Genomic DNA, 23,579 nt, shown 5'->3' on the forward strand with positions numbered 1-23,579 from the left:
GACCGAAGCCAGAGGAATCCCCCGCGAGGGGGATCCCGCGCCGGCAACAGAACCTGACCTGCCGTGCGAGCCCGTCTGCAACCGGATGAGCTCGAGGCAAGCCTGCGCGACGTGATGCCGCTCTGAATCCGCCGGCATTCTAGGCCGCTCTCTCAGCTCGTCAATGCAAAGGGCAATCCGATCTCCCAAGAAGGGCCGAGCCCCCTCCGGATCGGGCCCGACCGCGGCCGCGGCCGCGGGGGCTCCGTCGGCCCGGGGCGTCGGCGGACCGGGATGGTACGCTCCGCCGGCTCTCCGCGGCCTGGCCACGCCATGAGAATCGCCCACGTGCTCCAGCTCGCGACGTCCACCCCGATCGTCGCGCTGGAACGGGACGGCGCGCTCTACGACGTCGCGGAGCTCGAGCGCCACTTCGGGACGAAGCTCGCGGAGATCCGCGGCGTGTCCGATTTTCACACGCGCGTGGTGGCGCTCCGCGGTGCCGGTCTCCACGCGCTGGACGATCGGCTCCTCAGCGGAGATCGCCCCTCGTCGACGGAGCTGCACCCGTCCACCGTCCTCTGGCTGCCGCCCTGCGCCACGGATCGCGCGGCGTACATCCAGCTCGGCCCTTACGCGCACGGCGCGGAGCGCCCCTGGTATCGGTTCGGCAACAGCCGCGCGCTGCTCGGGCACGATGCGGCGATCCCCTTCCCCGCGCTCGAGGACGAGCCCGACTACGAGCTGAACCTGGCGGCGCTCCTCGGCGAGGATCTGCGGCGCGCCACGCCGGACGATGTGGAGCGCGCGATCGCGGGGTACACCGTGCTGAACGACTGGACCGCGCGCGGCCTGGAGGCGCGCTCGCTGGCGTGCGGGCTTCCGCCGTCGGAAGCGAGGGACTTCGCGACGCAGCTCGGTCCGGTTCTGGTCACGCCCGACGAGCTCGGCCCGGTCGAGGTGCTGCGGACCCAGGTCCGCGTCGGCGCCGCGTCGCGCCCCTGCTCTCGCATCGGCGAGTGGACCTTCTCGCTGGCCGAATCCGTCGCGTACATCAGCAACCACATCGAGCTGCGCGCAGGCGACGTGGTCGGAGCAGGCCGGGTCTTCGGCGGGAGCGCCGGCCAGCGCGTACCGTACGGAGCCAGCGTGGAGCTGATGATCGAGCGCATCGGACGGCTGAGGGGCAAACCGGTCCGAGGCCCTGCCCCGTTGCCGTGGCGCCGCGGGTGAGCGCGCCGGCGCATCGCCGAGGTCCTCGGTGGATCAGAACGTGCCGACGACGCCGGCTCCCATGCCGGTCGCGGTGATCACCGGAGCCGGCCGCACCGTGATCGCCGCGGGCTGCGCAGAGCGCGCCTCCGTGGTCATGAAGATGCCCTCGGCGACGAGGCCGAGGCCAGCGAGCTGCGCGAGCCCACCGACGATGGTGAGCGCCCCGCGCAGGTACAGCTTCGCTCCACAGTCCGGATCATCCGAAGCGCAGCCGTTCTTGGCGAGCGCCATCCAGGGGCCCGCGATCGGGATCTTCAGCTCGCTCGACCCGGGCACCTCGGGCCACGAGGTCGCGGCCAGGAACGCCGCACCATAGGAGAGCGCCGTCACGGCCACGCCGCCGACGATGACCTTCGCGCGCGCCGACGACGGCGGGTACCGCGGAGGCGACGCTGGCTCCTCCGCGCCGGCGGAAGCCGCGGAGAGCGCGAGCGCAGCGGCGACGGCGAGCGCGACGCTCTTCATGGGGCCTTCTTGCTGGACGGTGCGGAGCCGGCCTTCTTCGACGGCAGCTTCACCGTGTAGGGGACCTCGAGCGGCTCGCCTTCGAACGGCAGCACGATCTCTCCGACGAAGGCGCGCTTGACGCATGCTTCGGCGGGCGTCCCTGCGAACGGCGGTCCGACCAGCACGTCGGTAACGCGCCCCTTCTGGCCGTCGAACACGACCTTGACCTCGCCCTCGCCGGTCGGCGCGTTGGGCACGACCTCGGCGCAGTTCGCCGCCTTGTCGCCGCCGCGCCGCAGCGCGATCTCCATCTGCTTCTTCTGGTCGTCGTTGAGCCCGCCGCCGCTGTCCGAGGGCGCGCTCGCCTCGGCGGCGTCGGAGCTGCCCGTCTCGGCCGGTGCGGCCTCGCCGGTATATGTCTGGTCGAAGTTGTAGTCTTCCCCTGCCTGCTTGGGCTTGGCGCCGGAGCATGCCGCCGCCGCGACGATGATGAGCGGCAAGAGCGCGCGGGTCGAATGCTGCTGGGACACGGTGTCCTCCCTTCGAACAGAGCGTGAAGGAGTGCTGCGCGCACCCTAGCAAGCTCTCCTTTGCGAGGACAACTCCGAGAAGCATCGCCCAGCCCGCGCCGAGCGGTCGACCGGAGGAGGCGCCCGCGGCGAAGACATTGTAGAGCCGGAGAGCCGTCATGCCTCGACATCCCCGCCGCGCCCTCTCCGTGGTCGCGCTCGTGCTCTCGTCGATCCTCGCCCGCCCGAGCGGCTCGCAGCCGCTCGACGGCGGCGCGGCTCCCGCGGAGCGCTCGACCCGCACCGCGAAGCCCACGCTCGACGTACCCGGGGACCCGAGCGCCCCCCGCTCGCCCCTCGGCGCGCTTGGGCCTCAAAAATTCGACCCTGGGCGTGCTCGAGAGCAGGTCGAGAAGCTCGCCGCCGAAGTGCGGCGCGCGGGGGGGCGGGTCGGCGTGCTCGCGCTCGACATCGCGAGCGGAGCGACCCTCACCGCCCTCGACGAGCGCGGACTGTACAACCCTGCGTCCAACGCGAAGCTCTTCACCGCCGCCGCTGCGCTGCGCCTGCTCGGCCCGGGCTACCGCTACCTGACCGGCCTCTACGGGGACGCGTCGAACGGAAGCGTCGCCGAGCTCGTGCTCCGAGGTTCGGGAGATCCGTCGCTCAGGACCCGCGATCTCTGGGAGATGGCGCGCGATCTGCGCGCGGCCGGGGTCCGCAAGGTCGCGGCGATCTCGATCGACCAGGGCTACTTCGACGCGCGCTTCGTGCCTCCAGCCTTCGAGCAGCAGCCGGACGAGTGGGCGGCTTTCCGTGCCCCCGTCGCGGCGGCGTCGCTGAACGCGAACGCCCTGCTCTTCACGGTGCGGCCATCCAAGGCGGGCCAGCCCGCTTCCGTGGCGATCGATCCCCCGGGCTTCGTGGTGCTCCGTGGCGCCGTGACCACCGCGAAGCGCGACACACCGGAGCGGATCGGCGTCCGGCTCGAGCCGAGCGGACACCGCCTCGTCGCGCACCTCAGCGGGCACGTCCCGGAGGGCGGCCGCGCGGTGAGCGTGGCGAGACGCGTCGATGATCCGCGCCTCCTCGTTGCGTACACGCTCAAGGAGATGCTGCAGGAAGTGGGCGTCGAGGTCCCGGGGGAGGTGCGGCTCGGCGGCGAGCATCAGAAGCGGCTCCTCGTGGCTCACCGCTCGGCGCCTCTCGGCGAGCTCCTCGCCGCCCTCGGGAAGGACAGCGACAACTTCTACGCGGAGACGATCTTCAAGACGCTCGCCGCCGAGAAGCGCGGACGCCCCGGCACGGCCGAGGCTGCGGCGGCGCTGGTCGGCGAGACGCTCGGCGAGCTCGACGCCTTCGCAGAGGGCGTCGTCCTGCGGAACGGCTCCGGCTTGTTCGACGCGGCCCGCGCGTCGCCAGCGGCCATCGCGCGGCTGCTCCGCGCCGCCTTCCTCGATCCGGCGCTCGGCGCGGACTTCACCGCGCAGCTCGCGATCGGCGGGGTGGACGGGACCTTGCGCGGCCGCTTCCGCGGGTGGTCGAAGGAGCGCGCCATCCGGGCCAAGACGGGGACGCTCGCCTCGGTCGTGGCCCTCTCCGGCTACGTCCTCCCGCCGCCCGGCCGATCTCCGATCGCCTTCGCCGTCCTGGTCGCGGAGGTCCCGGGGAAGATTGATCCGGTGCGGAGGGCCATCGACGACTTCGTCGGAGCGCTCGCCGACGAGCTCTGGCGGGGTGCACGCACGCCGTGAGGTCGCGGCCGGCCGCTGCCGTCACGTCGCTGCCGAGGCGCGCTCCCGAGCCCCGCTCGCTTCGGCGCGCTCCCACGGACGGTCGGGATCCGGCGGCTCGAGCAGCGCGGCCGCGCAGCATTGCGCTGCGCGGCCGCATCGTCGCACCTGCTGAGCTCGTCGCTCAGTAGTCGCGCATCTGCTTCCGGATCTTGCCGAGCGCCTGCTCCTGGAGCTGGCGGATGCGCTCGCGGGACAGGTTGTACTTGTCGCCGATCTCCTTGAGCGTGAGCTCATCCTCATCGTCGAGACCGAAGCGCCAGCGGATGATCCGCGACTCGATCGGCGTGAGGGTGGTCAGGAGCCGTCGGACCTCGTCGCTCCACTTCCTGTTCGCCAGGTGATCGAACGGCGACAGCGCGTTCTCCTCCTGGAGGAAGTCGATGAACTTTCGCCCGTCCTCGTCGCCGACCGGACGGTCGAGAGAGAACGGCGTCTCCGCGTAGAAGTCCTTCACCTTGTCGAGCTTCTCGCGCGGGACCCCCGTCTCCTTCTCGAGCTCCTCGATCGTCGGCTCGTGCCCCGTGCGCGCGATGATCGCCTGCGTCGCCCGCGCCACGCGGTTGTACGTGTCGAGCATGTGGACCGGGATGCGGACCGCGCGGCCCTTGTCGGCGAGCGCGCGGCTGATCGCATGCCTGATCCACCAGGACGCGTAGGTCGAGAAGCGGTAGCCGCGGCTGTGGTCGAAGCGCTCGACCGCCTTCATCAGCCCGATGTTGCCCTCCTGGATCAGGTCGATGAGCGGCAGACGCCCGCGGTTGTACCGGCGCGCGATCGACACGACGAGCCGCAGGTTGGCCTTCACGAAGCGGTTCTTCGCGTCGTGCTGCGCCTGGAAGGTCCGCTCGACCCGATCGAGGTACCGACGGTAGGAGCTGGACATCGGGAGCCTCGGCCGCGTGGGACGCGTCTCCTCGGGATCGCTCACGTCGTCCTCGAAGTCCGGCTCGCGCACGAGATCGCGCGCGATGGTGAAGGCCCGCGCCATCCAGAGGCGATCCGAGTCCGGCAGCCGGACGGCTGCAGCGAGCTCCTCGGAGAGCTGCGTCCACGGCTTCTCCTGCTCGGGCAGGAGCTTGCCCTTCTGCTTCTTCGCCAGGCGGACGAGCTTCTGCAGCTCCGCGATCTGCGGAGCCTTCACCTCGTCCTCGCCAGCCTTGGCGACATCCTCCTCGAGCGCGGTGAGGATGTACTCGGCCGCAGGCAGGTACGAGAGGAGGGCCACCCAGTGGTCCACCTCGGTGCGCTCGACCGCGCGCGCGGTGTCGAGCTCCTCGTCCGGCCCCATCACCGGGTGCAGCGCCATGTCGCGGAAGTAACGGGCGAGCATCGAGTCGCCCCCGCCGTCCTCGACATCCTTCAGCTCCCGATCCTGGTTCCTCGCCCGCTCGGGCTGCGGCAGCCGATCGAGCGGTCCGAGGTCCAGATCCATGAAGTCAGCCGCCCGATCCTCGTCGAGGATCTCCGCCGGGCGGGGTCGGACGACGGTCTCCTCCGTCTGGTCGTCTTCCAGAAGGCTGAGGGCTCCGATTTCCGGCGTGGCCGTCCCACCCTGAGCGAGCGGGTCGCCCTTCACTACAGTGGCGTTGCTCTTGGTCGACCTCATGGCGGCTCCCTCCACGGTGGTAGCTCCTTGAAAGTGCGAGCGCGGCGACTGGCTGTCCCCGAATTCTTCGACATCGGAGACCCCCGGATCGGTGGTCTGCGATGCCGCCCGCCGGGGAGCCGATGCGGTCTCGGCTCCCTGCGAGCTCTTGGATGCCGCGAGCCGCGCAGAGGTACCTACAGCAGAGGACTTGGCGTTTCTCCGCGCAGTTTCTGGACGGCGGGCGGTCGACGTGCTCATCTTGGTCTTTGTGTCGGCGTTCACTTCTAAACGGCTGACCTTGCGAGATTGAAATGCCTCGCCACCTTTCGACGGCGAGCGAGACGATTTCGTGCCAAACAGGGAGCAGGAGCTGACCGAAGGAGCCCCTGTTGAAACCGGCAACCGCTGGTGCTTTCTTTTGATTCCGGTCGAACTCTTCTCGCCTGAGGCAGACCTGCTCTTGCAGAGTGATGCTCTCGAGCCGGCTCCTGATGGCAGCCCAACTCCAGAAGCAAGAACAGTGCCTTTTTTGGCGTGCGTTCCGTGTTCTCCCGTTTGAGAGCTCGCCCTGGGTGCGGTATGTAGAGTGGAAGGTGCCGTCCGTGTCGTGTCGAGCGAAACATTTCGCTGCGACCGAGCCGAACTGCATGGCTGGGTACGCTTTCGGGGACGCAACAACATCGGCAACCTGTCTCCTTGAGGACATCGAGCTCGCCGGCCTCTCATGGGCTCCGGCGGGGTCGGCCTCGCGGCACGGGCAAGGGAATATGCTGTCGTTTCCGACCCTTAGAGGGCCGGACCCGACCGTTGAGGCCGTCCTGTCAGCGCGCTTCGATGTTTCCTGAACCTGGGCCTCCCGATGCCAATGTCGAGCCCTCACCCGACAGCCGAAGGCGGAGAAGGTTATTTTTCCCGACAGATCCACCTGGAAAGTTAGTATTTCCAAGCGGCGGATCAGGCACAGCGGAATTCGCAGCTATGTGTAACCCGGGGGAGCGGGGTCGGGAACGGCCTTAGGCTCCTCCGGCCTTGCATGTGCGAAGGGCCCGTCGCGAGGACGATGTGCGACGCTGGAGCCGTTGAAGATCTGGGAGCTGGGTCTCAGCTCACCCTGGCAGCAGGGTCATAGGGTGCCATCAAAGATGCGTAGCCGGCGTGCAGGATGTGCACACTGTGCATTCGTTCGGTGCCGACTCGCCTCACCTGACGGCAGAGCCATTCATGCCAGGGACGGGGAGCGGCGTGCCTTCACCGTGAAGATGGATCTGGACCTCCATGCCCACAGGCGCGGTGGCCAGAGCAGCCTGCTTCACCAGGCAGCTTGATGCGAAAAATACTTCGATCTTGAAATTCTCAGCCCCAGATGGGGCGGTCTGGCAGGCTCGACCGACTCAGGAAGGTGCGGCCGGATGCGCGTGCAGACCGCCCGGGACCGTCACCTGGCCGACGAGGGCGCGGCGAGCTTCGCCACAGCACCGAACGACGCGGGATCGTGGATCGCGATCTCGGACAGGATCTTCCGATCGAGCGCGATGCCCGCCTTCTTGAGCCCGCTGACGAGGCGGGAGTAGGTCGTGCCATTCAGGCGCGCGGCGGCGTTGATCCGAGTAATCCAGAGACGACGGAAATCCCGCTTCTTGAGCTTGCGGCTGATGTAGCCGTACTCCCAGGCGTGACGCAGGACCTCGACCGCCTGGCGGAAGCGATTTTTCCGGCCGAGGAAGTAGCCCTCGGTCTGATTGAGGACGCGGTTGCGACGGCGACGGGCCTTGAACCCTCTTTTTACACGCGGCATCGGAGCTCTACCTCACTGATCCAGGGTCAGCCGTAGGGAAGAAGCAGCTTGACGCGCTTCTCCATCGCAGAGTCGACCATGTCGTTCTTGCGGAGACGACGCAGGCGCTTCTTGCTCTTCTCCTGCATGCAGTGGTTGAGGCCGCTCTTGCTGCGGCGAATCCGGCCGGAGCCGGTCACCTTGAACCGCTTGGCCGCGGCGCGGTTCGTCTTCATCTTCGGCATGACGCCCTCGATCCGAGTGCCTACCGCTCCCAGCGGCCACCGCTCCGAACCACCGGAGCGGCTGTTCTGTGCCGCAGGGATGCGTAGAGGGGGCGCTTTATGGCGACCCACCGCAAGATTGTCAAGGCCGAGGCAGGGGCCGGCGCCGGTCGTCGACGAACTGCCGCGGCTCCGGCATGGTTCGGGCGGTCGCTCACTTGCCGAGCACGACCCGCTGGCCGAACGCACGGTCCGCGGTCTCGCAGAACAGCCTGAACTCCATGTACTCGGACGGCTTGATCCGCGACCTGGCGAGGGAGATCTGGCTGCGAACGACGACCTTCCCCGCGGACTGCTCGACCGAGATGGAGAACTTGCCGAAGGGGGTGTCCACCTCCTGGGGCAGCGGCGCCCTGGTGACGCGCCACCCCGCAGGGAGGCGGATCGACCACTCGTCCCGGCGCGTGGTGAGCGCAGGGATGATCACGTCGCGGGTACGTACCGACAGGGAGGCGAACTCCGTGGCGAGGCGCTGGGCGGGGACAGCGGGAATCGACAGGCTGTCGCCCTCCCGGCGAGCGAGCGCGACAGCCTTTCCCCTCGCCCGCAGCTTCACTGGCTGCTCGATGTCCTCGAGGTCGTTCACCTCGACGCCCGCCTTGCCGGGAGCCAGCTCGACCGTCCCGAAGTCCACGGCGAGGTCCCGACCTGCCCGATCGCGGCGCGTCCCCTCGGCCATGTAACGGGTCCGCCACTCCGGCGCGAACGCGCCGGCCACCTGGACGTCGACCCCGAGCTGGGCTGACCCGTCGGCCCCGAGCGCGATGTCGACGGTCCGCTGCACGACGGAAGCCTCCGGCGGGGGCTCAGGGAGGCGAACGAGCTTCGGCTTGCCCTCGTTGATCTGAAGCGCGATCGCGCCGCGATCCATGATCGGCAGCTCGGTCGAGCCGGAGTGCTCCGCCGTTCCGTCGAGGTAGAGGTCGAGCGAGGGCACGTACGCGATGGCGTGGTCGAACGGCGCGAGGCTCGCGGGCTCCGGCTCGATGCCGCCTCGCATGCGGGTGCGCACGAGCACGATCGTCGCCGGGATGCCGAGCTCGCGGAGCATCGTCACGATCAGCGTCGCCTTGTCCTTGCAGTCACCCCAGCCGCGAGCGAGCGTCTGGGCGCACCTCCTCGGGCGGATGCCTTCGATGCCGAACTCGAGCGCCACGTAGCGCGTCTCGGTCGCGTACTTGTAGATCGCGCGGACCTTGCTCAGATCGTCGCTGAGGCCCTTCGTGATCTCGCGCACCCGCTTGCGCACCTCGTCGTCCACGTCGAACTGCTCCCGCGCGAGGCCCCAGTACCAGGAGCCGACCTCGTCCCAGCTCTTGAACGTCGAGACGTGGACATGCGCGAGGATCTCGGACCACGCGGGCATCGCCGGCTCGGGGGCGACCGCCGGGACCGAGGCGGCGGAGAAGCGGAAGATGCGCCGTTCGGCGTCTTCCTTGGTCTCACGCACGAGGCCGGGCAGCGGGGACGCGAAGACGTGGAACGGCTTCGCCTTCGGCGTGATCAGCACGTACTCGCTGCTGGCGATCGGCTCGTCGCTCTGGAGGTACTCGATCTCGCCGAAGTGATCGGCGATCTCGTTGCGAGGGCTGACGTCGTCGATGCGGTAGCGCAGCTCGACGACGTCGCCGGCGTTGAGCCGCGGGAAGCTGACGTAGAACGTGCGCGCCGAGGTGTACATCGCGAGCGCCGGGTTGTTCGCGCCCGCCTCGCCGCTCTCGATCGCCCCGTCGACCTTGCCGTCGGCCCGGTAGACCTTCGCGGCCCGGAGGCTCACGGTCTGGCGATCGGCCTGGTACTCGAACGCGTACTGCCGGGCGCTCGCCGCGGCCTCGTCCGTGAGCGGCTGGAAGACCACCTGACGGAAGCGGCTGGCGAGGCCGTTCGGGAACACGGTGGTCACCGTCAGGCTGCGGAGCGTGCGCTTGGGATACTGCCGGTCAGCGCTGCGCCGCATCGGGAGGAAGCGGTCTGGCGCCCAGGCGTAGGCTTCGTCTGCGCGCGGCTTCGGCGGCTCGATGTGCTCGATGTACTCGCGCACGTCCTTCGCCTGAGGGCTGATCGCCAGGATCTGCTGCAGCATCTCGAGCTGCGCTTCCCGGTTGCCCTCCTCGCCGTAGAGATCCGAGAGCGCGCGCAGCGTGCCGATGTCCTCCGGCGCCATGGCGAGCGCGCGCTGATGCGCGGCGAGGGCGCGATCGCCCTGACCGAGCGCCCGGTACGTGCGCGCCGCGACCGAACGGGCCCAGACGGAGTCGGGCTCGCTGCGGAGGAAGCGCTCGAGCCAGCGCTCCGCTCCGGCAGGATCGCGCCGCGCCACCGCGAGCTCGACCTGCTGGTGCAGGAAGCTCGAGTCGTCGAAGCGAAGCGCCGCGTAGCGCGCCTCCGTCTCGGCGGCCTCCGTGTCGCGGCCGAGCGCGCGGAGCTGCGCCGCCGACGCGCGGAGCAGCGAGACGCTGCTCGGCTGGCGCGACAGCGCTCGCTCCAGCGTGGCGAGGGCGGTGCGCTTCAGCCCCGCCTCCACGTAGAGGTCGACGAGCCCGAGGACAGCGACGACGTGGTCGGGGTCCGCGGCCAGGATGCGCTCGTAGATGGGGGCCGCTTCCCGCCAGTTCGGGCTCGTCTGCGCGAGCCGCGCTTGGGCGAGCAGGACGTCGACGTCCTCGCGCCCACGGCCCGCGAGCTGCGCGGCGCGCTCGATCCACGCGCGCTGCTGGTTCCTGTCCTCCGAGAGCTGGCCCGCGAGCAGGTAGCGTCGCACGCTCGGCTCGGCCTCGGCGGAGCGGCGCGCGAGATCGCGCGCCCTGTGCTCGCCCTCGGCGTCGCCGCCGGTGAGCATGAGGTAGCGCGCGAACGCCTCCAGCAGCGCAGGCGAGGGCCGGGCGGCGCCCGCGGCGCGCTCGAACGCCTGCATGGGCCCCTCGACGGCGAGCGCACGCGCGGCGAGCGTCGCTCCCGAGGCCGGCGCTCCAGCCTGCGCCCGCGCGTCGGAAGGACGCCTGGCGACGCCCGCTTGCCCCTGAGGCGCCGTCACCTGCGTCCCGATGTCGGAGGTCACCTCCAGATCGAGATCCGGAGCTCCCTTCTCGTCGCCGATGCGGAGCGCGAACTTGGGCGCCGACGCACCTCCGCAGACCTTGATCGTCAGGCGGTTGTAGCCCGGCTTCAGCGACACGAGCGCGGCGAACCGATCGATGTCGAGCTCGCGGTACCCCGGATCGGCGAGGACCTTCTCGCCGTTCCAGAACAGCTTGAAGGCGCCGTCGGCGCCGACCCAGACCGAGATCGGCCGAGGCGCGCGCGTCCCTGACTTCGCGCGCACGAACGTCGTCGCGTAGCCGCAGACGCCCTCCACCGGGCGGATGACATCGCCGAAATCGAACCACCCGTATTGCGGCGCCTCGGGCGGCACGCGCCAGCGGACCGCCCGCGCCTTGCCGTCGTACGTCCTGCCCGCCACGATCGGCTGATCGAGCTCTTCCTCGGGCCCGAACGCGCGATCGAAGCCCCCCTTGTTCTCGTTGTCGAACGGGCCGATCGTCGCCCAGCGACCGATGAACCCGAGCCGTTGGATCTTCGCGACCGCGCCGTCGAGATCGCCTCGCCGCCTGCGCGCGTACGCCGAGAGGAGCTCCGCGTAGACGCGGGCAGGCGCGCTGGTCGCGCCGCTCTCCGCGATCGACGCGATCGCCTCCTCGACCTGCGTCGGATCGGCGCGGTCCCACGTGCGCCAGAGCTCGCGCAGCGCGCCGTAAACCTCCGGCCCCCTCGCGGAGCGGACAGCCGCGTGCGCGGCGAGCACCTCGGGGTGCACCGCGCCGAGCTCCGCGCGAGCATCCGAGCCGATCGACGCGGCGCACGCCAGGGCCGCCGCCCCCGCGGCGAGCGCGCAGGAGAAGCGCTTCCTCGTCGTCCCCGCGTCGAGCTCGATTCCACGGGGCTCGGTCCGGTTGAGCACGTCACTCATCCAGGGCGCTATCCCGTGGCCGAAGCCATCGGTCAAGCGCAAGCCTCGCCCGCACAGGCCATGAAGCGGCCCAGGTCAAGCGCTGACGCTCACGGCCAGCAAAGCGCGCCGGCAGGCAACGTTCCCGGGTTCTCGCACGTCGAGGAGCGCGTTCATGAGCCCGCCGCGCCGCCCGCGCTGATCCCAGGAATTTTCCCGACCTTCTGCCCAGCACACAGGAGCGCTGCTCGGCGCGCCCGCGAGCAGCGGGCCCCCGGAGCGGGGCGCAGCGGCGGTCCGGCAGCGGTCCGCCGCGCCCTTCGGGTCGCAAAAAAATCTTTTTAATTCAAATAGTTGGACGAGAAGAACGCCCGGCCTGCAGCCGCGGAGCGGCGCCTGGAAAGCGCCAGGACCGGGGCCGACGGGGGCCGGGGTGGGAGCGAGGTCCGTCGACCTCGAGCAGCGCTCGGAGGGGCCCCGCTGCGCGATCCTCCAACTTCCAGAAAGGGCCGCCTTGCTCCGCCGCACCTGCTTCGGATAGAAACGTCCCAAGATGTACGGGCGCACGGTCGAGGAGCAGCGGCACTGCGCACCGCGAACCGGTCATGCAAGCCCCAGGCAGCGAGCGTGGCGCCGCGAACGTGGTACCGGTGGTAAGGCAGACCCGCACAGCGGGAAGCCGGTTGGATGACGATGGTCGGGGACCGCACGTGCGGCGCCCGGTGATGACAAGGGCTACAGAGCCCGCAATGCCCAGGGCCCCATCGCGAGAGCGCTGGCGGAGGAACGATGGTCAACCCTCAGATGGTGATGTACGAGGAGGAATTCAATCAGATCCAGAGCGTGGTGGATCGCCTCGTCAAGGACGCCAATGCGAAGGTCGTCTTCATCGTTGACAAGAACGGGCAACTGATCGCCGCGAGCGGGGACGTCGACAACCTCGACACCACGTCGCTCGCCTCGCTGACGGCGGGGAACATCGCCGCCACGGGCGGGATGGCGAAGCTCCTCAAGGAGAACGAGTTCGCCACTCAGTTCCACGAGGGTGAGAAGGCGAACATCCACATCCAGCTGGTCGGGAACCGCGTCATCCTCGTGGTGATCTTCGACTCAAAGTCGAGCCTCGGGTTGGTGAGGCTCCGGGTGCGAAAGGCGAGCGAGGAGCTCAACCACATCTTCGAGGCGCTGCTCAAGAAGGTGCAGGAGCCGGGCGCTGACTCGCCGTTCGCCGAGATCACCGACGAGGACATCGACAACCTCTTCAACGACTAGGAGCGCGGTCGATGAGCTTCATCAATTACATGGCGCGCGAGATCAACTGCAAGATCGTCTATTACGGCCCGGGTCTCTGCGGCAAGACGACGAACCTGCAGTACATCTATGAGCGCACCAACCCGGACGCGAAGGGGAAGATGATCTCCCTCGCCACCGAGACCGACCGGACACTCTTCTTCGACTTCCTCCCGCTCGCGCTGGGCGAGATCCGCGGCTTCAAGACGCGGTTCCACCTGTACACGGTGCCGGGGCAGGTCTTCTACGACGCGAGCCGCAAGCTCATCCTGAAGGGCGTCGACGGCGTGGTCTTCGTGGCGGACTCGCAGCTCGGTCGCATCGAGGCGAACCAGGAGTCGGTGGAGAACCTCCGCACGAACCTGGCCGAGCAGGGCTACTCGCTCGACAAGATCCCGTACGTCATCCAGTACAACAAGCGGGACCTGCCGGAGATCGGCACCGTCGAGGAGCTCCGGTCGCTGCTCAACCCGACCAACGTCCCCGACTTCGAGGGCGTCGCGCGGACCGGCGTCGGGGTGTTCGACACGCTCAAGGCGGTCGCGAAGCTGGTGCTGACCGAGCTGAAAAAGGGCGGCCCCTAAGACAAGGGGCAGCCCCACGAGCGAAGCACAGCGGGGCGAGCGAGGCGCGAAGGCCCGCTCGCGCTCGCTGCAACCATCAGGCGCGCTGGTAGATGCGGTTCCGCCGGTTGCGGTTCTTCGCCTTCAGCTTGGACCGGTAGCGCTTCGACTTGGAGCGCGTGGTCTTCCGAGGACCTTTCGACAGCATGAGGAACATGGACAGGCTCCGTTGAGGCGCCCGGCGCGGAGGCGTCGTGCCGCCGCCGCCGGTGCGAAGGGGCGGCAAGGTACGGCATCGCAGGGCAAAGTTCAACCGGAGAGCACCTCGGCCCGTCGACCCACGCGGTCCCGAAGCCGGCGAGCCAGGGGGCACACCGGGGCCGAGCTTTTCTGCTATCGGTGTTCGTAGCTCGTGCGGTTCAGGACCCTCCTCTGCCTCGCCGCCTCGGTGACCGCGTGCGGCGCGAGCATCAACGCGGTCTACGAGGGGGACGTACGCTTCGAGCACTGCATGGCGCTCGACTCGCTGGCCGACGTGAAGCCGACGCTGCGGCGCGCGTGCTGGGACGAGTGGCTCCAGTTCTACACGTTCGGGCAGACGCGCGATCGCGTCGAGTACGCCGCGCTCCGCGCGAGGCAGCTGAGCCACGCCAGCGACTTCGACGAAGGCGAGTGGAGCCCGCCCAGCAGCCGGGCTCCCGCCGTGCCGGAGCCGACGAGCGCGCTCGCCCCGCCGCCCAGGCTCCTGACCGCCGACGTGGCCGCGCCCGCGGAGGAGGCGGACGCTGGCGCCCCCGACGCGGCGCCGAGCGCCGCCGAGGACGCAGCGCCGCCAGGGGCGGAGTGCAGCGCGGCGTGCGAGGCGAGCTGGAAGGGGTGCCGGCAGGGCTGCAGGTCCGCCGGCTGCGAGAAGGGGTGCTCCGGCAAGTACACGCGGTGCATGCGCGGCTGCTTCTGACCGGCGGCGCTGCGCTCTGCGAACATGCCTCACCTTGTCGCACCAAGATGGCCTGGAATCTTGACCCGCGATCGAGCGTAGGGCTATCCGCGTACACGATGTCCGCTTCGCACGCGCCCACAGAGCTCAGCAGCACGACCTCCGATCGCAACGGCACGGCGTCGCCCGTCGAAGGGCTCGGCTCGAGCGCCGGCCCCGTGCGGGTCCTGCGGCCGCGCCGGGCGGCGCCAGCGGACGCGGTGCGGCCGACCCGCGCTGAGGTGAACCTCGCCCACCTGCGGCACAACCTCCGGGTCCTCGAGCGCGCGCTGACCGGCGCGAAGCGGCCGCAGATCTGGGGCGTGCTGAAGGCCGACGCGTACGGGCACGGCGCGCCGGCCGTCGCGAGGACGCTCGAGCGCACCGGGATCCCCGGTCTGTGCGTCGCGCTCCTGGAGGAGGCCATCGAGCTGCGGGACGCCGGCATCCGGCTGCCCATCCTCGTCATGGGCGGCTACTACGGCCCCCGCCGTGAGGGGTTCGAGGAGATCATGGCGCGCGATCTCGTGCCCGTCGTCTACGACGCCGGGCAGATCGAGCGCCTCGCGAACGTGGTGCGGCTCGAGCAGCGCGGCCGCGTCGGCGTCCACCTGAAGGTGGACACCGGCATGGGTCGGCTCGGGGCCGCGAGCTCGGAGATCGAGGCGGTGTTCGCGATGCTCGCCAAGCACCCGGAGGTGAGGCTCGACGGGCTCATGACCCACCTCGCCTGCGCGGACGCCGACGATCTCGGCGTGACGATCGAGCAGATGAGGCGCTTCGAGGAGATCGAGCAGCGGGCGAAGAGCTTCGGTCTCGCGCCGCGGATCCGGCACGCGTCGAACAGCGCGGCCATGCTGCGCCTCCCCGCCGCGTGGCTCGACGTCGTTCGACCCGGGGTCGCGCTGTTCGGCATCTCGCCGTGCCCAGGGCTCGCGCCCGACCTCAAGCCGGTGATCCGGGTGCGCAGCGAGATCGTCGCGCTCCGCACGATCGCGAAGGGCGACAGGATCGGCTACGGCCACACCTGGCAGGCGTCGCGGGAGAGCGTCGTGGCGACCGTGCCGATGGGGTACGCCGACGGCCTGAGCCGCCAGCTGTCGAACCGCGGGGCGGCCCTCGTGCGCGGTCAGCGCGCGCCGATCGCGGGCGCCGTGTCGATGGATCTCACGATGCTCGACGTGACGGACGCGCCGGGAGCCCGCGTGGGCGACGAGGTGGTGTTCCTCGGGACCCAGGACGGCCCGCTCGGGCGCGCGACGATCAGCGCGGAAGAGATCGCCGGGCTCACGGGGACGATCGCCTGGGAGGTGCTGACGAGCATCTCTCGCCGCGTGCCCAGGTTCTACCGAGAGCCCTGAGCTCGCGCGCGGCGGCGCTCGCCGCCCGCGCCGGCGCTGCCGGTGCGAACGGGCGTGGTACGCTGCTCTCCATGAAGACGGCCGTGAAGCAGCGCGCCGGCGTCTACGGCGTGCTCTGCGGCCTCGCGGCCGCGCTCGCGCTCGGCGGCGCGGCGCTGTCCGCCTGCGAGGATGAAGGTCAGGCGCAGCGTCCACGCAACGGCGGCGGCCAGGGCGCGCAGGAGCCGGAGGACGAGTTCGACCCCGGACCCGGGGGCTCGAGCGGGCCGCCGCCCGTGGACGCGGGTGGGCTCTGCGGCAACCAAGTCCACGAGGTGACGATCGCCGAGGCGCCGAACCTCTACTTCGTCCTCGACGCGTCGGGCAGCATGCTCAGCCCTGCCTCGTCGCGCGCGACCCGCTACGACCGGGTGCGCGAGGCGGCGGTCGACCTCGTGCACAACCTGGGCCCGCTGATCAACGTCGGCGCCGCCGTGTTCCCGCTGGACGCGACCTCCGATGCGCCGTGCAAGCCCGGCGGCGAGGTGTTCCCCGTCACGCCGGGAGATCCCTTCGCCGCCTCGCAGGAAGGCGCCACGACGACCTCGAGGTTCCGCTCGGCGACGCGCGTCGAGCCGCTCGGCGGGACGCCTACCGCGGCGACGCTCGCGGCGCTCACGCCGAGCCTCGTGGAGCTCCCGGGCAAGACGATCGTGGTGCTCGCGACCGACGGCGGCCCGAACTGCAACAGCGCCGCGACGTGCGGCGCCGAGGAGTGCATCGCCAACATCGAGCAACAATGCCCCCAGGAGAACTGCTGCACACCGTCAGGCCTCTCGGGGCCAGGAGGGTGCCTCGACCGCGGCGATACGGTCGCCGCGATCGAGCGGCTCGCGGCGAGCGGGATCGAGGTCTACGTCGTCGGCATCCCGGGGAGCGAGTTCTACGGCGATGTCCTCGACCAGATGGCGCTCGCCGGCGGCACGGCGCAGTTCGTGAGCCCGTTCTATTTCAAGGTCGACGACCTCGACACGCTCGGCAACGTCCTGTCGAAGATCGCCAGCATCGTCGTCTCCTGCGAGTTCGACCTCGTCGACCCGCCGCCCGAGGACGGGCAGACTAACGTCTACCTGGACGAAGAGCTGGTCCCGTACGACCCGGAGGACGGCTGGCGCTGGAGCTCCCCCGCGGTCGTCGAGCTGCTCGGGGACGCGTGCCAGAAGCTCAAGAGCGGGCGGGTCGGGCAGGTGCAGATCGTCTCCGGCTGCCCCACGGAGGTGGCGAGGTGAGGCGCGACGAGGCGAAGAGCGCGCCCACGCTGATCCAGCTGACGGCCGAGTCCGCGGACGACGCCGCGCTCGACGAGATCGACGCGGTCGCGTCCGCGGCCTTCGACGTGCCGCAGTTCTCCGCGCGAGAGGAGCTGGGCCGCCCCTGGACGCGGTGCTGGGTCGCGCGCGAGGAGCGGCGCGCGCTCGCCTTCCTGATCGCGTGGCACGTGGCCGACGAGCTGCACGTGCTCAACGTCGCCACCTGCCCGACCGCGCGGCGGCGCGGGCTCGCGACGGCGCTGATGCGCCGCTCGCTCGAGTACGCGCAGGAGCAGCGCGTGCGGCTGGTCCTGCTCGAGGTGCGCCGCTCCAACCGGGCGGCGATCCGGCTCTACCGGAAGCTCGGCTTCACGGCGATGGGCGTGCGCCCCCGGTACTACAGCGACAACGGTGAGGACGCGGTCGAGATGGTCCTCACGTTCGACCCCGCGACCGGCGCGGTGCAGCCAGGCCGCGACGAGATCCGCATCGAGGTCTGAGCGGCGCCGCTCAGCGCTGCGCAGCTGCCGACGCCGCAGGAAAGCGGGAGGTGGCCGACAGCGGCGGCAGCCGCGCGGCCACCACCTGGAGCGGGGTCAGCAAGAGCGGCCGGAGCAGCGTCTTGGCCCGCTCGTCGAAGGGCTGGAGGAGCGCGTCCGCCTGCCGTATCGCCTCGACCAGCCGCTCGGCCATGAGGCGCGCGTCGACGTTGGGGTTCACGTCCTCGAGCCGCTGGATCTCGTCGCGGAGGGAGCTGAGCAGCGAGATGTACCTCGCCAGCGGCGTGTCCGTGATCGGCGCGGAGCCGCTCGACGCAGCGGGAACGCCGAACTCGACGGTCCGCTTGAACGCGTCCGGGACCGGGCTCGGGCGGTTCCGGATGAGCTTTACGTCGATAGGGACCTTGAACCTCGTCGTCTGCTCGATCTTCCTCTCGACGCGCTGCTTCCCCAGCTTGAGCAAGCCCGAGTCCTCGATCGCGCTGCGATCCCGCTTCCATTGCGTGTTGTCCTCGAGCGCGCGGAGGATGCGGAGGTACGGGTAGTCCGGCTTGGCGAGCTCCATGTAGAGCTCCTTCGCCTCCTTGAGGTTGGCCGGCATCCGCACGGTCAGGTCCGCCATCCAGTCGGTCCACTGCGCGATGTACCGGGCGTCGTAGTCGGCCGCGAGGCCGTCCAGATCCTTGTCGATCGCGGCGCTCTCTCCGGGCGCGAGCGGCACGACCCACTCTTCTGCCCTCAAGAGGTCGGCGCCCTGGCGGATCTTATCGAGCACCTCGAAGTGCCCGCTCTCGGTGTACGGACCGTCGACCTCTTTCCAGCGCTTCTCCTTGGCGAATTGCTTGCTGCTGATGACCTTCAGCACGTCCGGGCGGTCGGCGAACATGTCGGCCAGCGTGAGCGGCGGGTACTTGCGGTTCGCGCGGCTGTTGTCGCCCGTCTCGTCGTACTTCTCCTCGATGATCGAGTTGACGAAGAAGTCGTAGTAGCGCTTCCGCACCGGCACGGCCTGCAGCGTCGCGCGCACGCTCGCGACCTGCTCTGCCTTGGGCGCGACGGGCGTGACCCTCTTCTGCTTGATGAGTGACAGGTAGTACCTGACGTGCGGCTCGAGCTGCTTCTTCAGGTCGCTCTCGTTGAGGTTCGACGTCGGCCGGAGCACCTCGGCCCAGAGCGAGGTGAGCCTGTCCTTCGCCCAGTTGATGTCGAGGTGCTCGACGTCGCTCAGCATCAGGTACAGCTTGAGGTCGTTGCGCTCGCGCAGGTAGTGCTCTCCCTTCGCGAGCTTGAGGCGGTCCTCGAGCCGCTGCTTGCACGGGATCACGAAGCCGTTCTGGAGGCTCGCGACGTAGACGTGCAAGAGCGGGGGGTAGACCGTCTCGCCCTGGAACATCGTCCAGCCCATCCCGTCCGGCGGCCCCTCCTCGCGCGCCTTGTCGATCTCTTGCAGCCGATCCAGCGCGGGCCTGAGCGCGGCGAGCTTGTCCGAGAGCGGCCGCGTGTCCTCCCACCGGAGCGCGCTCACGGCGCGCGCGTCGGCCTCGACCCCGCGCAGGAACTCGCGGTTGTTGCCGAACGACACCACGCTCGGGATCGCGAGGATGACCCCGAGGGCCGCGGCCGCCGCGCTGATCGCGCCGCGCACGACGCGCTGGCGCCGGATCTCGCTCGCGCTCCTCGCGGCGATGTCCCCGTCCGGGAACACGACGTTCATGAACACGTCGTGGAGGAAGTAGCTCTTCGACTCCACGTTCTGCTGAGCCGCCGCCTCGTGCGTGCGGATCCCCATCGCCTGGCCCATGCGCTGGAGCACCCGGTCGAGCGGCCTGCCCTCTTGCGTGCCGCTCGTGAAGTAGAAGCCGCGGAAGATGGGCGTGCCCTGGAAGGCGTTGACCATGAAGACGGTCGAGACCAGATCGGAGAGGTTCCGGCGGATGCCCGAGAACTCGAGCGGGAACTGGTAGACGCGCTCGCGCACCTCCCGGCTGCGCTCCATGACGAGCCGCTTCAGCGCGCGGCCATGGATCTGCTTCGCGAGGGCGTCGAACTCGGCGTCGAAGAGCCTCCCCGGGTCGGCCTTGTCCGCGCTCAGCTTGAGCGTCGCCCCCCACGCCTGGGCGCGGTCGCTCTTGCGCATGTCGCCGAAGAACTCCGAGAAGCCCGCGATGAGATCGCACTTGGTGAACAGGAGGTAGACGGGCAGCACCATGTGGAGCTGCGTCATGACCTCGTCGATGCGCGCCCGGAGCTTCTTCCCCATCTGCTCGATGTGCTGCTCGCTCGCGTCGATGACGTCCGTCACGCTGACGGCGACGAGGATGCCGTTGAGCGGGCGACGGGCGCGGTGCTTGAGGAGCATCTGCAGGAACGCGATCCACTCCTCGTGGTCGTCCTGCTCGGTCGTGTAGCGCCCCGCGGTGTCGAGGAGGATCGCCTCGTTGGTGAACCACCAGTCGCAGTTCCGCGTCCCGCCGACGCCGCGTACGCCGCCGCCGTTGCTCGGGTGCGCGTAGGGGAAGACGAGGCCGGAGTGCTTCAGCGCCGTCGTCTTCCCTGCCCCCGGCGGGCCGATGATGACGTACCAGGGCAGCGAGTAGAGCGCGGCGCTGCCGTGCTTCTTGCCCTTGCCGAGCTTCGAGCTCTTCAGCGCGCTGATGCCGCCCTGGACCTGCCGCTGGAGCTCCTGGATCTCGGCGCGCCGCTCGGGCCGCGCGTTGAGCGCCTGCTGCGCCCCCTGCTGGACGATCGCCCGCTCCAGGGCAGACGCGGCGCGGCCCGCCTTGACGCGGCGGTACACGAAGAGCGCGACCGCGGAGAGCGCGACGACGACGCTCGCCGCGATCGGGACCGCGGTGGACAGCCCGAACGTGAAGTACGCCGCCCACGAGATGAGGAGCAGCAACCCGAAGAGGACCCACAACACGATGGCGACGATACCACCGGTCGCCGCCTCCGGAGCACGTCCCACGCGCAGCGCGGCGCGCGAGCGGCTTTCGCGCGCGCGACGCGACGCCGCCGCGCGCGCGAGCGGCGCTCGCGCGCGGCCGCACCGGGATCAGCCGTCGCCGCGCTCGTAGTCGCCCGGCTCGAGCGCGGCGTCCGTCTCCTCGCCGGCCGCGAGCCGGCGCGAGCGGATCGCGTCCACGGCGATGTCGATCACCTCGAGCCGCGTCGACGGGGCGTAGTACTCGTCCTCGGAGACCTGCGGCAGCTCCGCGAGCCTCTCGGCGACCGCCTCGCGGTCCTCCTCCTCCAGCTCGAGCGCCGCCGGATCGCCGCTCACCGAGTCCTCGGCCAGGTCCCGCGCGGCCTCGGCGCCGCGACCGCGCGTGAGCGCCTCCCGGATGAAGAGCACCGGGCTGAACGCGAGGTAAACCGACTCGAACTCCAGCTGCCAGTAGGTCGGATCCTCGCCGTCCATGCGCCACCACGACGCGTGCTGGCGCCGGATGACCTCGCCGAAGTACACGCCCGCCATGTGAGCGACCACCGGCAACGCCTCGACCCTCTCCGACGTCGCCCCACGCGCCTGCTCCAGGTAGTGATCGAGCACGGGCAGGGTCTCCGGCCGATAGTCAAGCCGTACACCGAGAGCGCGCTCGACAAACCGGACGCACCCCTCGGCGAGATCCTCTACGGCGGGCGGCGGCGGCGCGACAGCTGCAGCGGACGGAGCAGGCTCGGCCGACCGCTCCAGAGAAATCGGAGAGGACCCTGCACCGTTCTGTTTGGTATCCATGGGCTCCACGCTATCCTTCTCCGGTGCGGGTGGCCGCTCGTCAACGTGGTCGCGCTGGGAGCGACTCAGCAAGCGCCTCCGCAGGCTCGGTGGTCGCAACGATCCTGACAGCTCCTGAGGCTTCGGGATTGTCGGGGTCGTCGGGCCGGGGTCGTCGGGTCGGATCGTCGGGCGAATCGTCGAGATGGAACGTGGCCGGCCCTCGCTCCTCCTCGAAGCTCCGCCTCGAAGGGAAGTGCCGGCGCAGCGAAAGCATGGGCCGCCGAAGCTGCTCCGGAAAGCCGGTCGCCCTGAGCCCCCGCCCTGATCAGCCCGGCCGTGGATTCGGGTTTGAATTCCTAACGGAAGTCGAGGCCATCGTGCTAAGCTCCGCCCTCGCGTCGAAATGAGACTCGGGATCTTCAGCGATACGCACGCCAACTACGAGGCGCTCAGCGCTGTGCTCGAGTCCTACCGCCACGAGCGCATCGACGTCTATTACTGCCTCGGGGACACGGTCGGCTACGGCGGCTCGCCGAACGAATGCGCCGACCTCGTCCGGAAGGTGGCCAAGAAGACGATCCTCGGCAACCACGACGCGGCCGTCGCAGGTCGGATGGACTACTCGTACTACTACGAGGCTGCCCGGCAGGCGCTCGACACGCACGCTGCGATGCTCTCCTCCGAGAACGCGGCGTGGCTCCGGAGCCTGACGTACCAGGAGAAGTTGACGGACATCAACGTCGACCTCTGCCACGGATCGCCCGTCCGGCTCGAGGAGTTCGAGTACATCTTCGCCCCCGAGCAGGCGCGCGAGTGCCTGCCCATGTGGAACGAGCTCGGCCACATCACGCTGATCGGCCACTCCCACCTCTGCAAGGTGTTCGCGCTCACGCCGAACAGCGTCGAGGAGCTCCCGGCGGTGGACTTCCAGCTCGAGCAGGGGCGCAAGTACATCGTGAGCGTCGGGTCGGTCGGACAGCCGCGGGACTACGACAACCGCGCGAGCTACACGATCTACGACAGCGAGACGAAGCGCTTCGAGTTCAAGCGCGTCGAGTACGACATCGAGACGGCGGCGGAGAAGGTGCTGCGCGCCAAGCTCGAGCGCAACTTCGCCCACCGGCTCTACATCGGGGTCTGAGAGCGCCTCGCGGATCCGCGCGCGGCGCGCGAGCTGGCAGCCGCGCGCGGCGGCCATTCCGTCGCGCGCTCGTCCGATGGCGACCCGGCGCCTCCGCGAGGCGGGACCGCGCGTGGCTTTCGCTGACCTGCGGTCCTGGTCTTCCGCTGACGACGCGGCCGCTCGGCGCCTAAGCGCGGCCGGGGCGAACGGAGTTCCGGGGACGGCAGTGATAGAGCAGCATGCTCGTCTGGTTGTCGGGCGGCGCTTCGGAGAAGTCGCTGCGGAGCGCCGTGATCTCGAAGCCGTTGTAGTGGAGCAAGGCCTCGAGCTCCTGCGGATAGAACTGACGATGGGCGAGCGGCGTCATCCAGCGCTCGCCGCCGTCGACGGGCGAAAATTCCATTGACACGAACAGGATCTGCCGGACCTTGTCGTAGTCGAACCGCTCCGTGTACCGGACGACCGTGCCCGGGCCGTCCTTCTCGGGATACCGGAAGCGCGGCGTGGCGTAGGCGCGATCCGGATCGCGCGCGAGCTCGGCCGGCTCGGGCATGGACACGTCGAAGACGAGCTCGCCCCGCGGCGTCAGGTGCTCGCGCGCCCGCGCGAGGAAGCGCTCGACGTCCGGGCGCGTGTACAGGTGCAGGAACGCGTTGAAGGGGCAGATCACGAGCGGAAAGCGGCGCCCGAGCCGCAGCGCCCGCATGTCCGCTCGCCGCACGCTCACGCGAGAGGAGACGCCGCGCGGCTCCCGCCCGAGCTGCGCGCGCAGATCGCCGAGCATCGGCGCCGACAGATCCACGCCCGTGATCCGGACCCCCGCCCTCGCGACGGGCAGCGTGATCCGCCCGTTGCCGCAGCCGTACTCGAGCACCGGCCCGCCGGACGCCACCGAGAGATCGACGTAGTAGCGGACGTCGTCCTGCCGGCGCGCATACGTCTTCGCGTAGTACGCCGGGTCCTCGTAGTGGGCCGACGTCCCCGCCTCGAGCTCCGGATCGCGAGGCTGGCCCGAGCGCAAAGACCGCCTCGACCGGGGCGTGGCCGCACCTTTCATGGGAAGCAACGGATCGAGCGCAGCGCTGGCGCTCGGGCGCGAGCGCGCCGAGAAGCCGGGCCGACGGAGGCGTGCGTCACGAGAGCACGCTCGCCCGATGC

General features: G+C 69.9%; 18 protein-coding genes. 9 read left to right on the forward strand and 9 right to left on the reverse strand.

All coding sequences use genetic code 11. The features are described from left to right. The first annotated feature begins 312 nt into the window (after positions 1–312). Positions 313–1,212 carry a fumarylacetoacetate hydrolase family protein gene (locus WMF33_RS40685; RefSeq protein ID WP_437333647.1) on the forward strand — a complete coding sequence of 300 codons (900 nt, stop codon included), beginning with the start codon at positions 313–315 and terminating at the stop codon, positions 1,210–1,212. A gap of 33 nt (positions 1,213–1,245) precedes the next feature. Here the strand turns inward: WMF33_RS40685 and WMF33_RS40690 are convergent, their stop codons facing one another. Together WMF33_RS40690 and WMF33_RS40695 are read right to left on the reverse strand one after the other, a co-directional pair. Next, complete coding sequence (locus tag WMF33_RS40690; RefSeq protein WP_437333648.1) at positions 1,246–1,719, reverse strand: hypothetical protein; 474 nt, start codon at positions 1,717–1,719, stop codon at positions 1,246–1,248. After that, the gene (locus WMF33_RS40695) at positions 1,716–2,231 is read right to left on the reverse strand and encodes a hypothetical protein (protein WP_020740305.1); all 516 of its coding nucleotides are present in this window, start codon (positions 2,229–2,231) and stop codon (positions 1,716–1,718) included. The genes WMF33_RS40690 and WMF33_RS40695 overlap by 4 nt, the downstream gene beginning before the upstream one ends. Positions 2,232–2,389: 158 nt before the next feature. Between WMF33_RS40695 and dacB the strand changes: the two genes are divergently transcribed. Next, positions 2,390–3,964, forward strand: coding sequence for a D-alanyl-D-alanine carboxypeptidase/D-alanyl-D-alanine endopeptidase (dacB, locus tag WMF33_RS40700; protein WP_437333649.1), 1,575 nt, complete (start codon positions 2,390–2,392; stop codon positions 3,962–3,964). A 163-nt stretch (positions 3,965–4,127) separates the two neighbouring features. Here the strand turns inward: dacB and WMF33_RS40705 are convergent, their stop codons facing one another. The 4 genes from WMF33_RS40705 to WMF33_RS40720 form a co-directional block, all read right to left on the reverse strand. Continuing rightward, the gene (locus WMF33_RS40705) at positions 4,128–5,612 is read right to left on the reverse strand and encodes a sigma-70 family RNA polymerase sigma factor (protein WP_187345762.1); all 1,485 of its coding nucleotides are present in this window, start codon (positions 5,610–5,612) and stop codon (positions 4,128–4,130) included. A gap of 1,417 nt (positions 5,613–7,029) precedes the next feature. Continuing rightward, on the reverse strand, positions 7,030–7,389 hold the full coding sequence (gene rplT, locus WMF33_RS40710; RefSeq protein WP_020740308.1) for a 50S ribosomal protein L20: 360 nt from the start codon (positions 7,387–7,389) through the stop codon (positions 7,030–7,032). Between the two features lie 26 nt (positions 7,390–7,415). Beyond that, positions 7,416–7,613, reverse strand: coding sequence for a 50S ribosomal protein L35 (gene rpmI, locus WMF33_RS40715; RefSeq protein WP_020740309.1), 198 nt, complete (start codon positions 7,611–7,613; stop codon positions 7,416–7,418). A gap of 193 nt (positions 7,614–7,806) precedes the next feature. Next, positions 7,807–11,619, reverse strand: coding sequence for a DUF3857 domain-containing protein (locus tag WMF33_RS40720; protein ID WP_437333650.1), 3,813 nt, complete (start codon positions 11,617–11,619; stop codon positions 7,807–7,809). Positions 11,620–12,387: 768 nt separating this feature from the next. Here WMF33_RS40720 and WMF33_RS40725 point away from each other — a divergent pair. The 6 genes from WMF33_RS40725 to rimI all read left to right on the forward strand — a co-directional run bounded on the left by WMF33_RS40725 (position 12,388) and on the right by rimI (position 17,577). Then, positions 12,388–12,870 (forward strand): roadblock/LC7 domain-containing protein, encoded by a 483-nt coding sequence (locus tag WMF33_RS40725; RefSeq protein WP_012239856.1) that lies wholly within the window; start codon positions 12,388–12,390, stop codon positions 12,868–12,870. Positions 12,871–12,881: 11 nt separating this feature from the next. Next, a complete protein-coding gene (locus tag WMF33_RS40730) occupies positions 12,882–13,472 on the forward strand; it encodes a GTP-binding protein (RefSeq protein WP_012239857.1) in 591 nt (196 codons plus the stop codon). Between the two features lie 391 nt (positions 13,473–13,863). After that, positions 13,864–14,409 carry a hypothetical protein gene (locus tag WMF33_RS40735; protein ID WP_437333651.1) on the forward strand — a complete coding sequence of 182 codons (546 nt, stop codon included), beginning with the start codon at positions 13,864–13,866 and terminating at the stop codon, positions 14,407–14,409. Between the two features lie 98 nt (positions 14,410–14,507). Beyond that, positions 14,508–15,788 (forward strand): alanine racemase, encoded by a 1,281-nt coding sequence (gene alr / locus WMF33_RS40740; protein ID WP_437333652.1) that lies wholly within the window; start codon positions 14,508–14,510, stop codon positions 15,786–15,788. Positions 15,789–15,859: 71 nt separating this feature from the next. After that, a complete protein-coding gene (locus WMF33_RS40745) occupies positions 15,860–17,056 on the forward strand; it encodes a vWA domain-containing protein (protein ID WP_437333653.1) in 1,197 nt (398 codons plus the stop codon). Next, entirely contained in the window at positions 17,053–17,577 is a 525-nt protein-coding gene (rimI, locus tag WMF33_RS40750) for a ribosomal protein S18-alanine N-acetyltransferase (protein ID WP_437333654.1), read from the forward strand. Before WMF33_RS40745 ends, rimI begins: the two co-directional genes overlap by 4 nt. 10 nt (positions 17,578–17,587) lie before the next feature. Here the strand turns inward: rimI and tssM are convergent, their stop codons facing one another. Next, positions 17,588–20,500, reverse strand: a complete 2,913-nt coding sequence (tssM, locus tag WMF33_RS40755; RefSeq protein WP_437333655.1) for a type VI secretion system membrane subunit TssM — start codon at positions 20,498–20,500, stop codon at positions 17,588–17,590. A 132-nt stretch (positions 20,501–20,632) separates the two neighbouring features. Next, positions 20,633–21,130, reverse strand: coding sequence for a hypothetical protein (locus WMF33_RS40760; protein ID WP_437333656.1), 498 nt, complete (start codon positions 21,128–21,130; stop codon positions 20,633–20,635). A gap of 571 nt (positions 21,131–21,701) precedes the next feature. Here WMF33_RS40760 and WMF33_RS40765 point away from each other — a divergent pair. Beyond that, entirely contained in the window at positions 21,702–22,439 is a 738-nt protein-coding gene (locus WMF33_RS40765) for a metallophosphoesterase family protein (RefSeq protein WP_020740319.1), read from the forward strand. Positions 22,440–22,608: 169 nt separating this feature from the next. Here WMF33_RS40765 and WMF33_RS40770 read toward each other — a convergent pair whose 3' ends face one another. Continuing rightward, positions 22,609–23,442, reverse strand: coding sequence for a class I SAM-dependent methyltransferase (locus WMF33_RS40770; protein ID WP_437333657.1), 834 nt, complete (start codon positions 23,440–23,442; stop codon positions 22,609–22,611). Positions 23,443–23,579: the final 137 nt, after the last annotated feature.

The organism is Sorangium sp. So ce394, from assembly GCF_051474665.1.
Classification (GTDB): domain Bacteria; phylum Myxococcota_A; class Polyangia; order Polyangiales; family Polyangiaceae; genus Sorangium; species Sorangium cellulosum_D.